A 15,825-nucleotide genomic window follows, 5' to 3' on the forward strand; every position below is an offset into this window, starting at 1 on the left:
GGCACCTCAGTAGCCGGCGGCACCGCCATCGCTGCGGGGGTCATGGGCACCTTCGATGAGCCCATCCGGGTGGTGAACGATCCCGCCAGCGTGCCCCATGGCATCGCTGAAAGCCTCGTCCAGTACTTCCACGTCGTGACCGGCCTCACGCAGTGCCTGAACCAGCGGCTCGGGAAAGCGTGACTCGAGCTTGAGGTTGGTGCTCGACTCCCCCCAGGTTCGCCCCAGCAGCCAACGGGGGGCACTGACCGCTTCTTGCAGCGACATGCCGAACCGCGCATACCGTGAGTAGACCGCAGCCTGAGTCTGCGGCTGCCCTTCCCCTCCCATGGTGCCATAGACCAGGGTACGACCATCATCGAAACGGGCCAGGGCGGGATTGAGGGTATGGAATGGCTTTCGCCCGGGGCCGAGCGCACGCAGCGCCTGCTCGTCCAGTGAGAAGCTGATGCCTCGATTCTGCCAGAGCACGCCGCTTTCCGGCAGCACGACCCCACTGCCGAACTCCCAGTAGATGCTCTGGATGAAGCTGACGGCACGTCCCTGGTCGTCGACAGCGCCCATCCAGATGGTATCGCCCGGCGCTGGCTCATGGGGCCAGGGTAGTGCCCTTTCCATGCTGATGTGGCTTGCTTCACGGTCCAGCGCTGCATCGTCGAGCAGGGTCTGCAACTCGACCGCCAGGCGCTGCGGGTCGGTGAGGTAACGGTCCCGCAGCAGGAAGGCTCGCTTGGTGGACTCGACCAAGCCATGCAGGTGCGCCCGGCCATTCCCCTCGGTCACGTTCAGGCGCTCGAACAGTCCGAGGATCATCAGTGAGGCAACTCCTTGGGTCGGCGCCGGGAGGTTGTAGAGGGTGGCATCCTTCAACGGCATCTCGAGCGCTGCCACCCGCCGTGCTCGATAGGCGGCAAAGTCCTCACGACGCAGTGGACTACCCAGCGCCTCCAGGTCCCTGGCCATGCTGGCGGCCAGTTCCCCTCGATAGAAGTCCTCGAGCCCCGCCCAGCCCAGTTGTTCCAAGGTGTTGGCCAGGCGTGGCTGGCAAAGCCTGGTTCCCTCGCGAGGGGCCGAGCCATCGCCAAGGAAGGTCTCTGCAAACCCCGGGCTGCGAGAAAGGGAGGCCTGATGCTTGGCCGTGAGTACCGCCTGACTGCGGGAAACCGCCACTCCCCGGCGGGCATGATGGATCGCGTCACCCAGCAGACGCGCCAATGGCAACGTTCCTCCCCAGGCGTCGGAGACTTTGAGTGCCTCACGCCAGCCGTCCACCGTGCCGGCCATGGTCAAGGCCGCAAGCGGACCGCGTTCGGGAATGCTCGAGTGCCCGGCATAGAAACTCAAATCAGCCAAACCGGCGGCCGGGCCACAGGCATCGATCGCCACCGGTCGCCTGCCGGGCTCATGAATCAACCAGAAGCCGTCGCCACCGATGGCGTTCATGTGGGGGTAGGCCACGGCGATGGTGGCGGCCGCGGCGACCATGGCTTCCACCGCGTTGCCTCCCTCCTTGAGGACATCGCGACCGACCTCGGCAGCCAGGTGATGGGGCGCCACGCACATGCCGCCGTAACCGCGTCGTGTATGGATCATCGGGTTTCCTTCGTGTCGGTCGAATTCCAAGCCTCTACCCGCCTTGATATCTCGATCCAGGGCGTTGATGGCGACCTTCTCGCCGGCCTAAAATAATCGATTTTTCATTGTACTATCGATTTTCAATAAAGAGATCACAAACCGCTTCTCGATCCAGGAGTTCCACTCATGACGAGCCCCTCTGGCAAGCCCCTTCTGCTGCCCTTGTTCTGGGCCTTTCTGCGCATCGGGTTGCTGGGGTTCGGAGGCGGCCCCTCGATGATTCCGCTGATTCAGCAGGAGGTCGTCAAGCGTCACGGCTGGATGGACGAGGATGCCTTCGGCGATGTGCTGGCCATCGCCAATACCCTGCCCGGCCCCATCGCCACCAAGATGCCGGGGTTCATCGGCTATCGGGTCGCCGGCGTGAGCGGCTGCGTCATCGCCGTGGTGGCGGTGATCGTCCCCATGATCGTGGCCATGATCGCCATGCTCGGTGTCTTCAGCCGCTACCGTGACATCGCCTGGATCCAGGGAATGAGCCAAGGCGTCATCCCGGTGGTCATGGTGATGATGATTCAACTGACAATGGACTTCTGGAACAAGTCGCGACTGTCGCTGGGCTGGTGGGTCAGCCTGGCCATGGCAACGGTCGCTGGAGGCGTAATCTATTGGCTCGGCGTGCATCCGGGCTGGGTCATCGGCGGCCTGCTGGTGACGGCGTTGCTCACTCCCCCGCGCGCCAGCCGCCAGGAGGCGAGCCGATGATCTACTGGCAGCTGTTCATGGCCTTCTTCATTCCCAACATCATCGGCTATGGCGGAGGGCCGGCCATCATTCCGCTGATCGAAGCGGAAGTGGTCGGGCGCCACGGCTGGATGTCGGCACAGGCCTTCGCTGAGACCCTGGCTCTCGGCAACTCTCTTCCGAGCCCGATCGCCACCAAGATGGCCGGCTACATAGGCTTCCAGGTGGCAGGCTGGGGAGGCGCGCTGGTCGCGACGTTGGCCACGGCGGTGCCCTCCCTGCTGCTGATGCTGGTGGCCATGGGCGTGCTCTATCGCCATCGGGAGTCCCCCCGGGTCAAGCGCATGAGCCAATGGGTACGGCCAGTGATCGCCATGATGATGGCCTGGCTGGCACTCGACTTCCTGCAGACAGGCATCGACGGCGCCGGCCTGCTCCACACCTTGGTGATCGCCGTGGTGGCAGCGCTGGCATTGCTGCGCTTCCGTGTGCACCCGGCGCTGGTGGTGCTGGGAGGCCTGGCATACGGCGCCGTGTTCCTGGGTGGCGTCAGTTCCTAGCCCCTCACCAGCGGGCCATCGGCGTTGAACGGTGTGCCATCCTGGTTGTCGAGGCGAGCTGTCGCGATTTAGGCGGGCTCGGCACCTTCTGCGTTTTCGGCCGATACTGGAAGTATGCAATCAAGGCCGAAAGGAACGCCATGACCATCACTATCAACGATGTGCGTGCGGCGGCGAGCCATATTGCCGGCAGCCTGGTGCGCACCCCCTGTGTTCGCTCGCACACCCTCTCGAAACTGGCCGGCTGTGAACTCTTCCTCAAGTTCGAGAACCATCAGTTCACCGCCTCGTTCAAGGAGCGCGGGGCCCTGAACCGCCTGCTCGCCCTTACCGATGACGAGCGCCGGCGGGGCGTCATCGCCATGTCCGCAGGCAACCATGCCCAGGCAGTGGCCTATCATGCCGCGCGCCTGGGTATCCACGCCATCATCGTGATGCCGCGTCACACGCCCAATATGAAAGTTCGCAATACCCGTGCCCTCGGTGCGGAGGTGCACCTGGTTGGTGACGGCATCGACGAGGCGGGCGACTACGCCTACCGACTGAGCCGGGAAAATGGCCATGTCTTCGTCCACCCTTACGATGACGAGTTGGTGATCGCCGGCCAGGGCACGGTAGCGCTGGAAATGCTCGAGGACGTGCCCGATCTCGACAGCCTGGTGATTCCCATCGGCGGTGGTGGGCTAATTTCCGGCAATGCCGTGGCGGCCAAGACGCTGCACCCGGACCTGGAAGTGATCGGTGTACAGACCCTGCGGTTCCCAGCCATGCAGCAAGCCCTCGCTGGCGAGCCGGTACACTGTAGCCTGGCGACCCTGGCGGAAGGCATCGCCGTCAAACAGCCCGGGAGGCTCACCTTGCCGATCGTGCGAGAATTGGTGAGCGACATTGCGCTGGTAGACGAACCCGAGATCGAACGTGCGATCCTGATGCTGCTCGAGATCGAGAAGACCGTGGTCGAAGGCGCGGGCGCTGCCGGACTCGCCGCCCTGCTGACGGCACCGGAACGCTATCGCGGTCGCCGCGTGGGACTGGTGCTCAGCGGTGGCAACATCGATATGCTGGCATTGTCCTCGGTCATCCAGCGCGGGCTGGTGCGTTCGGGACGCATCGTGCGCGTGCGGGTCGGCATTTCCGACGTGCCCGGTTCGCTTGCCGAGCTCACCCGCCTGCTCGCCGAGCACCGCGCCAATATCATCCAGATCGCCCACCAGCGGACCTTCACCGATCTCTCGCTGCGCGCTACCGAGGTGGAAGCCACGCTGGAAACCCTGGGCAGAGAGCACAATCGTGAAGTGCTGGAAGCGCTGCGCGCAGAAGGTTACGACCCGGTGATGCCCATCCACGATGAGCATCCGGAGGAACGCTGGGCCGGCGACTAGCCGTGGAATCCAGTGCTGTACTCCTGAAACCACATGCCGGACGCCATGTTGGAAGAGCTGCCAGTGGTACGACTCTAGCCCCGACGCCAACGAAAAGCCCCGATCTCGCGGAGCGAGACCGGGGCGAATGCATGCATGGTGACGCAAGTTTTGGCGTGATGAAGGCACGCTTATAACAACTAGGTTGTTGGGCGCCACCTCTACAAGGATAGTCGAATCTTACTGGTTCTGCCCAATGAGGCGTTGCATGCCGGCTCGAGTGCAATCGGTGGAGGCATCGCCGCTCACCGGTCAGGCTGAAACCAGGCAAGCGGGGCACGTCACGCGACTGTCACGGCACCGGCATAGTGTGTACAAAATCCTGTGCCCGGAAGAAGCCTCCTGTCGAATGAATATCCTGATGATTTCGGACGTCTACTTCCCGAGGGTCAACGGCGTCTCCACTTCGATCGAGAGCTTCCGGCAGGCGCTGGCTCGTCATGGGCATTCAGTGACGCTGATATGCCCGGCCTACCCGGTTGGCCATGAGGACGACCCGGACATCCTGCGAATTCCATCGCGCGGCGTACTCGCTGACCCGGAGGATCGCATGATGCACTACCGGCGGGTGACCGAACTGACGCCCACTCTGGCCAAGAAGTGCTTCGACCTGATCCATGTCCATACGCCTTTCGTGGCCCACTATGCGGGGGTGACGCTGGCCCAGCGCATGGGGCTGCCGATCGTGGAAACCTGCCACACCCTCTTCGAGGAATACCTCCACCACTATATCACTTGGCTGCCCAAACGCTTGCTGCGCTGGGCGGCACAGCGCGTTGCGGTTCGCCAGTGCCGGGCAGTGGACGCGCTGGTGGCTCCCTCGTCCCCCATGCGCGCCACGCTGGAGCGCCACGGCGTCCGGTGCCCGATTACCGTGATCGCGACCGGCCTTCCGCTGGAGTCGTTCTGCCAAGCCGTGGATGGCGATTTCCGGCAACGCTATCGCCTGCCGCCCGAGGCACCGCTGCTGCTGTTTGTCGGCCGAGCGGCCCACGAAAAGAATATCGCCTTCTTGATCGACATGCTGCCGAGGGTGTTGGCGCGCCACCCCTCGGCGCTACTGGTGATCGCCGGTGAAGGGCCGGCACAAGAGGCCCTTGTTCACCGGGCGCAGCAAGCCGGCGTCGAGGCATCGGTGCGATTCGTGGGTTACGTGCGACGAGACGGCCCCCTTCAGTCGATGTACCGGGCGGCCGATGTGTTTGTCTTCGCCTCCCGCACCGAGACCCAAGGACTGGTACTGCTGGAGTCGATGGCGCTTGGCACGCCGGTCGTGTCGACGGCGGTGATGGGAACCCTGGACGTGCTCCGTGACGACGTGGGCTGCCTGATTGCCGAGGATGATGCGAACGACTTTGCCAGCAAGGTCAACCGCCTGTTGGACGACACGTCACTGAAATCCCGGTTGTCGCAACGTGCGGTGGACTATGCGGGACAATGGCACGAGGATGCCAAAGCCCGCCAACTGGCTGGGTGGTATCGGCAGGTATGCGAGCGTGAGATCCATGGGCACGCCCCAAGGGATGACCAACCCGACAGGTGATCGTTCACCACATGGGCCACGCGGGTGTCGACGAGCACGATTGGGATCGATTCCCTTGGTGTCACTTTGCATTCCTACACCAGCTGACTAGTCTTATAGGCTGATATTGATCACCCATTATGCCGGCGGCAACCATTCAGCATGATAGCTGCAGAGCGTTGCCACCATCACTCGGGAAATTGACGATATGAAGAAGAGCGACCTGATCGACAGCGTGGCAATGAAAGCGGGACTGAGCAAGGCTCAGGCTGGCCGTGCGCTCGATGCTGTCACCTCCACCGTCACCAAGGCGTTGCAGCAGGGAGATACGGTATCCTTGATCGGTTTCGGGACATTCCAAGTCAATCAACGGGCCCCACGAACAGGTCGCAATCCTCAGACAGGGGCGAGTCTCGTTATTCCTGCATCCAATCATCCGACCTTCAAGGCAGGAAAAGGACTGAAGGACGCGGTGAAGTGATCTGAGCCGTTTGGTTCCCTGCTCAGGGCGAGCGGAAGTTCGCCCTGGTATAAAGCCGCAAGCCTCCTCCATCAGGCATCCAGGCCACGACCCACCGCTTCGCTCCAGGGTTCGTTCCTGTCGAGCCGCGCCGAGATCTGGCACTCGAGCTGGTCGATTTCCGGCTGCAGATGCAGCCAACGCTCCTTCTCATCATCCATGTCGCTTTCCGGCAAGACCACCAGCCCCGCCTCGCCCATGCGGCGCGCCGCGTTCCAGAACTGTTTGGCGGGCTGCAGCTCCTTGACGGGAGAAATGGGAAGCCGGTGTCTGCAGGCAAGGTGCCAGAGAAACGCCAAGCCATACCCTTGGCGCCGAAACTCAGGATCGATATCCAGGCCAAACACGTAGACACGATCGAAGATCGGGGAGACACCATAAGACGCTATTCCCACCGATGTGCCACTGTCATTGAAGACTTCGACCTTGAAGTCCGGGTTCGGGGAGACGGGGGATTTCCAGTAGCTAGCGACCCGGGACATCGTGATCCTGGGCAATCGCTGTAACTTGTACCCCGCTTTTCTTCCTTGCGGTGCTACCAGCGCTGCACGTCGATTGCCTCTCGGGTTACCGAGTCGTCTACCACGTCCTTGCCTCCATGCTCTCAGGATGAATTTCAGCACCTTGCTTCTCCGTCATTCCGTGACGTGACCATACACCAACGTCGCTTCAGCCCAAAGCGCTTCACCGGCGAGGGCAGGCAACGGGCTCGGAGTCCCGTGTCACCTACTCGACGTCACGATGCGTGTGAAACCGCCTTCTGCCAGCCTAGTGACGCCAACGCCTCTTTCACCGCTGTGCGCGGGTCGTAATCCCAGATCCACTCGAAACGGTGCTTCAGGTCATCGGCCAGTTTCTCTTCATCGCTGCCGATGCCCTCGCCGCAGTACTCGTAGACCTCACCAGCCTCACGCGAAGTGATCTGCACCCGACAGGCGCGCGAACGACGCATCATTGGAAAGCTCAACGCCCGCCTTCGGTTGCCTCCGTTGTCTCGCGCCGCAGGGCGAAACGTCGATGCAACGCGTTATAGGCAATCGCCCCGATCACCACGCCCCAGAAGGCCGACCCCAGTCCCAGGAAGCTGACACCGGAAGCCGTGGCAATGAAGGTGATGACCGAGGCTTCCAGGTGATCCTTGTGGGCAGCGAAGGCGCTGACGTTGCTGGCAATCGCGCCGATCAGTGCCAGTCCCGCCAACACCGCGACGAATTCGCCGGGCAACGAGGTGAACAGCGCCACGATGGTGCCGGCGAAGCAGGCCCCCACCAGGTAGAAGACGCCATTGGCCACCCCGGCCACGTAGCGCTTGCCCGGATCCTCGTGGGCCTCCTTGCTGGTGCAGATCGCGGCGGTGATGGCCGCCACCACCGTGGTGATGCCACCGAAAAATGCCGTCACGAAGGAAGTCAGGCTGGTCACGGTGATGACCGGCCTGGCCGGCGTGTCGTAGCCGGAGCCGCGCAGGATCGCCATGCCCGGGAGGAACTGTCCTGTGAGGCTGACCAGCACCAGCGGAATGGCCAGGCTGAGGGTGGCATTCCAGCTCCATTCGGGGCTAATGAACTGTGGCTCGGCCAGTTGCAGCGTCACGCCCTTCAGACTGGCCCCCTCCAGCCATACGGCCAGACCGACCCCGACGATCAGCAGCAGCACCAGGCAATAGCGTGGGCTCAAACGCTTGAAGAGCAGGTAGGCGCTGATCATGCCGATGGCCAGCGCCGGCACCGACTCGAGCGATACGAATACCCCGACACCGAACTGGAACAGGATTCCCGCCATCATGGCGCTGGCAATGCCCGGCGGGATCATCTGGATGATGCGGTCGAAGGAACCGGTCACGCCGATCACGAAGATCACCGCCGCCGCGGTGAGATAGGCTCCCACCGCCTCGCCCAGCGATAGGTCGGGAAACAGCGTGACCAGCAGCGCCGTGCCCGGCGCCGACCAGGCCGTGACCACCGGTACCTTGAGCCACAGGCTGAGCAGGATGCCCGAGACGGCCGCACCCAGCGAGATCGCCCACACCCAGGAGGTCATCATGGCACTCGAGATCTCGGCGCCCTGGGCAGCCTGGAAGAAGATCGCCAAGGGGCCGGAGTAGGATACCAGCACCGCCACGAAGCCGGCGGTGACCGCGGGTATCGACCAGTCCTTGTGGAGTCGCATGCAGAGTCTCCGTTACTGTCAATGGAATCGGGAACGCCCCGTCGAACCCGGGGCGACCGGCGCCGTCAAGCGACGCCGAGGTGCATATCGAGGATGGAGGGATCGTCCTTGAGGCCCTGGGCGCCGCCGCTGTAGATCACCTCGCCCTTGACCAGCAGGATGTGCTTCTCCGCCACCTCCAACAGATTGTCGATGTTCTTGTCGACGATGATGCAGGCGATGCCGGAGGCCTTGATCTCGCGGATAATCTTCCAGATCTCGTCACGGATCAGCGGTGCCAGACCCTCGGTGGCCTCATCGAGGATGATCAGGTCGGGGTTGGTGGTCAGCGCGCGACCGATGGACAGCATCTGCTGCTCGCCTCCGGAGAGGAACGAGCCGTCGTGATTGATGCGCTGACCGAGCCGCGGGAAAGTGTCCAGCACCCGCTCCAGGGTCCAGGGCGTCTCGCCCCGCTCGTTGGGCCGGGCGGCCATTACCAGGTGTTCGCGCACGCTGATGCCGGGGAAGATGCCCCGCCCTTCCGGTACATAACCGATGCCCTGGCGGATCAGTTGCCACGGGCGACGCCTGGCGGTCGACTCCCCCTTGATGCGAACTTTGCCCTCCCGCGGCGGCACGAAACCGAGGATCGACTTCAAGGTGGTGGTCTTGCCCATGCCGTTGCGCCCCAACAGGCTCAACGTCTCGCCGGGCATCAGGGTCAGGTCGACCCCGTGCAGGACATGGCTCTCGCCGTAGAAAGTGTGCAACCCCTTGGCATCGATCAACGGGATGATGTGCGCTGCTGCCGTCATGCCGTTACCTCCTCGTGGTGCCGTCCGAGATAGACGTCACGCACCTTTTCACTGCAGCGGATCTGGTCGGTGGGGCCGCTCTCCAGCACGCAGCCATCCACCATCACGGTGATGCGGTCGGCCAAGCGGAAGACGCTGTCCATGTCATGCTCGATCAGCACCAGGGTGTAGCGGTCGCTCAGGCTCGCGAGCAGCTCGGTGACCTGGGCAGTCTCCTCGCGCCCCATGCCCGCCATGGGTTCGTCGAGCAGCATCAGCGAGGGAGCCGTCGCCAGCACCATGGCGATCTGTAGCTGGCGCTGTTCGCCGTAACTCATGTCCGCGGCGGGCGTGTAGGCCCGATGCACCAGCTGGCAGGTCTCCAGCACCTCGAGGGCCCGCTCGCTGACTTCCCGTGCCCGCTGGCGGGAACGCCAACTGGCAAAGACACCGCCCAGGTGGATGCGCGCCGCCAACTGGCAGTTCTGCAGGCAGTTGAGCCGCGGGAAGATATTGGTCTTCTGGTGGCTGCGGCCGATGCCCATGCGAGCGATATGCCGCACGCTCTTGCCCTGGATGGGCCTGCCGCGATAGCGCACCTCGCCTGCGGAGGGAGGAATCTCCCCCGAGAGCAGGTTGATCAGGGTACTCTTGCCGGCGCCGTTGGGCCCCAGAATGGCGTGGATCTCGTTGGGCTTGACGTCGAAGTCGACCTGGTTGACCGCCACCAGGCCACCGAAACGGCGGGTCAGGCCATGGGTCGCCAGGATCGGTTCGTGGTTCATGACTCGGCCCTCCCTTTCGGCATGACGGCTTGGTGGGGGTGGACTTCGGCCCGGGGCTTGCGGCCTCCCTTCGCCAACCGGCGCAGCAGCGGGACCTTCAGCAGCTCCGCCTTGCCTGGCGGCGCGATGATCAGGCCGGCGATCCCGCGTGGCAGCACCAGGACCGCGATGATGATGGTCAGGCCCATCAGGATCGGCCAGTGGGTGGTGAGATGCTCGAAGACGAACAGCAGGATCTCGTAGGCGAAGGCGCCGAGGATCGGACCGAAGATGGTGCCCATTCCGCCCAGGATCAGCATCATCAACACCTCGCCGGAGGTGTGCCAACCGAGCTGGGCGGGATTGGCGAAGCCGTACTGCATGGCGGCCAGCATGCCGGCGATGGCGGCCATGACCCCGGCGATGACGAAGGCGATCAGCTTGTAGCCGCCGGTGGCATAGCCCAGCGCCTGCATGCGGTGCTCGTTGTCATGGATACCGTCGAGCACCTGGCCGAAATAGGAGCGGGTCAACCAGCGCAGGAACAGGTAGCCGGCCACCAGCATACCCAGGCAGAAGTAGAAGAAGGTAGGCGGATCGTCGAGGTTGAGCAGCGCCGTCTCGCCCACCGTCAGGCTCGGCCGGAACATGATGAAGATGCCGTCCGTGCTGCCGGTGAAGGACGAGGTACTGATCAGGTAGAAAAGCATCTGCCCAAAGGCCAGGGTGGTCATGATGAAGAAGATGCCCTTGGTGCGGATCACCAGCACTCCCACCACCAACGCCGCCACGGCGGCCACCAACACGACCAGCGGCAACATCCACCACAGCGAGGCGGGGCTGAAGTCAGGGCTGGCCAACGCCAGGGTGTAGGCGCCGAGGCCGAAGAACAGTGCATGACCCAGGCTCACCAAGCCGACGATTCCGACCAGCAGGTCGAGGCTCATGGCGAACAGCGCCAGGATCAGCATCAGGGTAAGCTTTTCGAGGATGAAGTCGGACTGGCCGCCGAACACGCTCGCGCCCCACAGGGGAAAGGTCGCGACGATCGCCGTCAGCCCCAGCATGATGAAAGTGACGCGCTTGGGATAACTGTGCAACATGACTGCCTCCTCAGGCGAACAGCCCGCGTGGCTTGACCAGCAGCACGGCGGCCATGATCAGGTAGATCACCATGCTGGCAAGGCTGGGAATCAGCACCGAACCGAAGGTCTCGGCCAGGCCGATCAGGATCGCGCCCCAGAAGGCCCCCTTGATCGAGCCGATGCCGCCAATGACCACCACCACGAAACAGGTGATCAGGATGCTGTCGCCCATGCCCGGTGCAATGGAGGTCAGCGGTGCCGCGATCATGCCGGCGAAGGCGGTCAGCGCCACGCCGACGCTGAAGATCAGCGTGAACAGGGTGCGCACGTTGATGCCTAGCCCCTCGACCATGTCGCGGTTCACCGCACCGGCACGGATGATGATCCCCACCCGGGTACGGCGGATCACCCAGTAGATGGCCCCGGCCAGGGCCAGGCAGACGCCCATAACGAACAGGCGGTAGACGGAGTACTGCAGGTTGTCGGTGAGCTGCAGGCTGGCGTCGAAGGGTGCCGGTACAGGCACGCTGTGCACGTCGCCGCCCCAGATGATGCGCTGCGCCTCGTTGAGGACCAGGATCAGACCGAAGGTCAGCAGTACCTGATAGAGGTGGTCGCGCTTGTAGAGCGTGTCGAGGAACAGGCGCTCGATGATCAGGCCGAGCACGATGGCAATGGGGATGGCGATGACGATCGCCAGCCAGAAGTTGCCCAAGCGCAGGGTCAGGTCGTAGACCAGGTAGGCGCCGATCATGTACATGGCACCATGCGCCAGGTTGATGATGCCCATGATGCCGAAGATCAGGGTCAGGCCGCTGGCAATCAGGAACAGCAGCAGTCCGTACTGCAGCCCGTTGAGGAGCTGCACGCCGAAAAATGCGAGATCCATGACGATCTCCTCCGCGATGCTCGGGGCAGGCCGCCCTGCCCCGGAAGTCAGGGGTTCACCGAATCACATACGGCAGGCGCCGTCCGGCACCTCGAGTTGCTCGTAGGCGACATCGACGACGTCATGCTTGCCGTCGCGGATTTCACGCAGGTAGACGTTCTGGATGGGGTGGTGGGAGTCGGAGAATGTCATGGGGCCACGCGGACTGTTCAAGTGCACCCTCGAGAGCGCCTCGATCAGGGCTTCCTTGTCCTCGGTGTTGCCATCGACGGCGTACATGGCCTGAGCCAGCATCATGCCGGTGTCATAACCTTGTACGGCATAGGTATCGGGTAGCTCGCCATAAGCGTTGCGGTATGCCTCCACGAAGTTGCGGTTGGCCTCGCTCTCGATGGTCTCGGCATAGTGCAGGGTGGTCTGAACGCCCTCGCCGGCCCCATCGAGGGCCTTGGCGTTGCCTTCCGTGAGGAAGCCCGAACCCAGCAGCGGGATACTCTCCTTGAGGCCCGAGGCCGCATAGTCACGCACGAAGCTGACGCCGCCGCCACCCGCGAAGAAGGTATAGACGGCATCCGGTTTCAAGCTGGCGATCTGCGCCAGGTAGCTCTGGAATTCGGTGCTCGGGAAGGGCACCAGAATCTCTTCGACGATATCGCCGCCCGCCTCGGTGAAGGCTTGCTCGAAGCCGGCGATATCCTCCTTGCCACCCGCATAGTCCCAGGTGATGGTCACGACCTTGCGGTGCCCCTGATCGTAGGCGACCTTGCCCATCGGGTAGCTGTTCTGCCACATGCTGAACGAGGTGCGGAAGACATTGGACATGCACAGCTCGTTGGTGGCGGCTCCCAGCCCGGCGTTGGGAATGATAGTGATGGCACCGGTCTGCTTGGCCACCCGCAGCATGCCCATGGCCACGCCGGAGTGCACCGGTCCGATCACGAAATCGACGTTGTCGCCCTTCACCAGGCGACTCATGTTCTGGGGCGCCTTGGAGGGGTTGGCCTCGGAGTCCAGTTCCACGTATTCGACATCACGCCCGCCGAGCTTACCGTCCTGCTGTTCAACGGCCAGTTTCAGGCCATTGGTGATGGCCTCGCCCAAGGCGGTATAGGTGCCGGAATAGGGCAGCAACAGGCCGAGCTTGACGGGGTGTTCATCGGCATTGGCGATACTGGCCGCCAGGACACCGGCACCGACCAGAGAAGCGACTGCGGTTTTCTTGAAGATATTGTTCATATGAGTCACCAGGGTTGAGCGTAACCTCTCGCGCCTAGGGCAGCGAGGGAATATGGCTTGTGTCGGGTCGGGAATGCTTTACGAAACCGGTGCGATCAGGTCTCGGCATCCAGCGGATCATCGAGATGCGGATCGCCACCTGTACCGGCGTGGGAAACAGCCTGGATGTCTGGGGGTTCGAGGTACTGGTTGACGGTCATGCTCATTGCCTCATCGTTGTCGTTATACCTGCATCAACCCCTTGGAAGGAGTGGCAGGGGCTCGTCCTGAGTGCGGGTCGTGGACGATACGTTTCCGTCTCTGCAGATGATTCTGGCGGCCGAGGCAAGCCGCCACCAATATCGTTTGAGTTCGCCACCATACCCGAGAGGTATCATCGCCCCCTCGGCTCACGCCATTTCCCCGAGTGGGCTTGCGACCCCACCCTCCCTCAGCAAGCCGCCGCTTTCTTCAATGCAATCATGCAGATACGCAGGCTCATGCGGACCGCTACCAGTGATAGGTCGGCTTGTGTCTTCCGATAACGCCGATATACCCGGCCTGTCGGCATCACGCTCGACTGTCCGGCGCCCGTTTTTACACGCCAGACAATCACTGTTAGCGCGCTAAATTGCGACAAAAGCATAAGGGATGAGTCTGTCTTACATCGCCACTTCCGCCGGGTTCACGAGCCGGTGGAACGCGCTGTAGGCGAGCTGCATGACCTCACGATGGCTGCCGGCATTGAAGGAGATGAGGTCGGCCTCGGCCAGGTGTGGCGAGACGAAGACTTCCAGATCGAAGAGATTGCCGAAGGGCGGCATCGCCCCGGGCTCGCAATCGGGGAAACGGTCCTGGAAGTCCGCCTCCTTTGCCAGTTCGACGGACTGGGCACCGACGGCACGGGCCAGCCGCTGCAGGTCGATGCGATCAGTGGCCGGCAGGACCGTCAGGGCGAGACGACCATCGATCTCGACCATAACGCACTTGGCGAAATGCCGACCGGGCACATGGGCCGCCTCGGCGACCTCCTGGGCGGTATAGGCCGGAGAATGCTGCTGTATGACGTATTTCACGCCGTTATCGTCGAGAAAGCGTTTGACGCGCTCCATGGACATGGGAATCACCCTCCCAAGGGTCGTTCGAGGGGCCTATCGATAAGCCTAGACAACGTCGCCGACGATGGGGAGGCTGCGCTTCCCACGCCTTTTAGGTGAACGAAAAAAAGCCCGTGCTGCGTAGGCAAGACACGGGCCAAGGAGGATTAGGAGGAATCGGCTGCCCCTTCAGGCGGTCTTCACTTCCTTGGTTGCTTCCTTCTTGCTGGAGAAGTCGAAGTCCCTGAACTCGACGAGCATGGAGATCCCCGCCCCCAGTACCAGTGCCCAGAAGGAGGCGCCTATCCCGAGAATCTGCAAGCCGGAGACAGCGATCAGGAAGGAGAACATCGCGCCCACCTCATGCTTGCCGGAGAAGGTCATGTGCATCGCCGAGCCGATCACGCGCAGCAGTGCCAAACCGGCGATAATGGCGATGAAGTAGGACGGCATGGCCTCGATCAGGCTGAACACGAAACCATAGAAGGGAGCCGCCACGACGAAGATGATGCCGACGATGACGGCCGCCACCCAGCGCTTGTCGTGGCTGCCGGCTTCCGGCCCGGAACAGATACCGGTCATCGGCGCCGCGATGCAGGTGCTGTGCAGGTTGAAGAAGGCCGAGACCATGGTGCCAAGCCCACCCACGGCGGTGATGGCGTTGGCCGGCGCACTCTTGAAGCCCATGCCCTTGACCAGACCCACGCCGGCCGGCGTCTCCATGCCCACCAGGATCAGCGCCAGGGGCAGCCCGTAGGCCAGGAAGGCTTCGAGGGTGAAAGTGGGCATGATGACCTCGGGGAACTTCACCGAGAACTCCACGCCTGAGAAGTCGGCCCCGGAGAAGCCCATGTAGCCGATACCCACCAGCAGGGCGACCACCAGTGGCGGCACCCGGCGCAGGAAGCGTGCCGAGAAGAAGAAGGCCAGGATCATGATGACGGCCGGTAGCATGGCGTCCTGCAGCGGCATCACCATGTTGGTGCCGAACTTGAGCAGGACACCCGCGACCATGCCCATGACGATGGGCATCGGGATCAGCCGCATGACGATGCCCATCCACCCGGCCAGGCCGACGACCAGCGAGATGGCCCCGGCGATCAGCGTCGCCCCCAGGGCGGCCTCGAGCCCCACGACCGGGATGATCGCCGCGAACAGCAGGGCGCCGGGAATGGAGTTGGCCATCGGCAGGGGCAGCCGATAGTAGGCGGGCATGAACAGTCCGAACAGACCATTGATCATCAGATAGCTGATGACCCAGATCAGGGTGAATTCCTGAGAGAGCCCAGCGGCGAGACCGGCACTGATATGGATGATGCCGGCGCTGAGGCCGAAGATACCGGCTACTAGACCGGCACTGAAGTTGTCGGCGTTGAGGTCTCTGATGAAGTCGCGGGGCGCGGACATGAGCCCGACGCCCTGTTCTATATGCTTCACGGTGTGCTCCAGGGGATTGTTGTCTTTGGAATCAGGGTGTTCGGTCCGACA

At 63.0% G+C, this 15,825-nt stretch carries 16 protein-coding genes; 5 read left to right on the forward strand and 11 right to left on the reverse strand.

The window, feature by feature from the left end; translation table 11 throughout:
• Positions 1-6: 6 nt before the first annotated feature.
• Positions 7-1,593 carry a gamma-glutamyltransferase family protein gene (locus tag ACFOEV_RS00105; RefSeq protein ID WP_386770345.1) on the reverse strand — a complete coding sequence of 529 codons (1,587 nt, stop codon included), beginning with the start codon at positions 1,591-1,593 and terminating at the stop codon, positions 7-9.
• Between the two features lie 168 nt (positions 1,594-1,761).
• Here ACFOEV_RS00105 and ACFOEV_RS00110 point away from each other — a divergent pair, with 168 nt between their 5' ends.
• From ACFOEV_RS00110 to ACFOEV_RS00130, 5 genes are all read left to right on the forward strand, one after another.
• The gene (locus ACFOEV_RS00110) at positions 1,762-2,340 is read left to right on the forward strand and encodes a chromate transporter (RefSeq protein ID WP_386770347.1); all 579 of its coding nucleotides are present in this window, start codon (positions 1,762-1,764) and stop codon (positions 2,338-2,340) included.
• The gene (locus tag ACFOEV_RS00115) at positions 2,337-2,879 is read left to right on the forward strand and encodes a chromate transporter (protein ID WP_386770349.1); all 543 of its coding nucleotides are present in this window, start codon (positions 2,337-2,339) and stop codon (positions 2,877-2,879) included. Before ACFOEV_RS00110 ends, ACFOEV_RS00115 begins: the two co-directional genes overlap by 4 nt.
• A gap of 140 nt (positions 2,880-3,019) precedes the next feature.
• The gene (locus ACFOEV_RS00120) at positions 3,020-4,261 is read left to right on the forward strand and encodes a threonine ammonia-lyase (protein WP_386770351.1); all 1,242 of its coding nucleotides are present in this window, start codon (positions 3,020-3,022) and stop codon (positions 4,259-4,261) included.
• 388 nt (positions 4,262-4,649) lie between these two features.
• On the forward strand, positions 4,650-5,843 hold the full coding sequence (locus ACFOEV_RS00125; RefSeq protein WP_386770353.1) for a glycosyltransferase: 1,194 nt from the start codon (positions 4,650-4,652) through the stop codon (positions 5,841-5,843).
• Between the two features lie 187 nt (positions 5,844-6,030).
• Positions 6,031-6,303 (forward strand): HU family DNA-binding protein, encoded by a 273-nt coding sequence (locus ACFOEV_RS00130; RefSeq protein WP_386770355.1) that lies wholly within the window; start codon positions 6,031-6,033, stop codon positions 6,301-6,303.
• 71 nt (positions 6,304-6,374) lie between these two features.
• Here the strand turns inward: ACFOEV_RS00130 and ACFOEV_RS00135 are convergent, their stop codons facing one another.
• The 10 genes from ACFOEV_RS00135 to ACFOEV_RS00180 form a co-directional block, all read right to left on the reverse strand.
• Positions 6,375-6,824: a GNAT family N-acetyltransferase gene (locus ACFOEV_RS00135; protein WP_386770356.1), complete on the reverse strand. Its 450-nt coding sequence runs from the start codon at positions 6,822-6,824 to the stop codon at positions 6,375-6,377.
• 254 nt (positions 6,825-7,078) lie between these two features.
• Positions 7,079-7,297, reverse strand: a complete 219-nt coding sequence (locus tag ACFOEV_RS00140) for a hypothetical protein (RefSeq protein ID WP_386770358.1) — start codon at positions 7,295-7,297, stop codon at positions 7,079-7,081.
• Between the two features lie 8 nt (positions 7,298-7,305).
• Positions 7,306-8,511 (reverse strand): benzoate/H(+) symporter BenE family transporter, encoded by a 1,206-nt coding sequence (locus ACFOEV_RS00145; protein WP_386770360.1) that lies wholly within the window; start codon positions 8,509-8,511, stop codon positions 7,306-7,308.
• A 65-nt stretch (positions 8,512-8,576) separates the two neighbouring features.
• A complete protein-coding gene (locus ACFOEV_RS00150; protein WP_386770362.1) occupies positions 8,577-9,308 on the reverse strand; it encodes an ABC transporter ATP-binding protein in 732 nt (243 codons plus the stop codon).
• Positions 9,305-10,072, reverse strand: coding sequence for an ABC transporter ATP-binding protein (locus ACFOEV_RS00155; protein ID WP_386770364.1), 768 nt, complete (start codon positions 10,070-10,072; stop codon positions 9,305-9,307). The genes ACFOEV_RS00150 and ACFOEV_RS00155 overlap by 4 nt, the downstream gene beginning before the upstream one ends.
• Entirely contained in the window at positions 10,069-11,154 is a 1,086-nt protein-coding gene (locus tag ACFOEV_RS00160; RefSeq protein WP_386770366.1) for a branched-chain amino acid ABC transporter permease, read from the reverse strand. The genes ACFOEV_RS00155 and ACFOEV_RS00160 overlap by 4 nt, the downstream gene beginning before the upstream one ends.
• Positions 11,155-11,164: 10 nt before the next feature.
• Positions 11,165-12,025 (reverse strand): branched-chain amino acid ABC transporter permease, encoded by an 861-nt coding sequence (locus tag ACFOEV_RS00165; RefSeq protein WP_386770367.1) that lies wholly within the window; start codon positions 12,023-12,025, stop codon positions 11,165-11,167.
• Positions 12,026-12,088: 63 nt separating this feature from the next.
• The gene (locus tag ACFOEV_RS00170) at positions 12,089-13,261 is read right to left on the reverse strand and encodes an ABC transporter substrate-binding protein (RefSeq protein WP_386770369.1); all 1,173 of its coding nucleotides are present in this window, start codon (positions 13,259-13,261) and stop codon (positions 12,089-12,091) included.
• Between the two features lie 641 nt (positions 13,262-13,902).
• Positions 13,903-14,358 (reverse strand): aminoacyl-tRNA deacylase, encoded by a 456-nt coding sequence (locus ACFOEV_RS00175; RefSeq protein WP_386770370.1) that lies wholly within the window; start codon positions 14,356-14,358, stop codon positions 13,903-13,905.
• A gap of 168 nt (positions 14,359-14,526) precedes the next feature.
• Positions 14,527-15,774 (reverse strand): benzoate/H(+) symporter BenE family transporter, encoded by a 1,248-nt coding sequence (locus ACFOEV_RS00180; RefSeq protein ID WP_386770372.1) that lies wholly within the window; start codon positions 15,772-15,774, stop codon positions 14,527-14,529.
• Positions 15,775-15,825 lie beyond the last annotated feature (51 nt).

Origin of the sequence: Litchfieldella rifensis (assembly GCF_042646605.1) — a bacterium.
Taxonomy (GTDB): domain Bacteria; phylum Pseudomonadota; class Gammaproteobacteria; order Pseudomonadales; family Halomonadaceae; genus Litchfieldella; species Litchfieldella rifensis.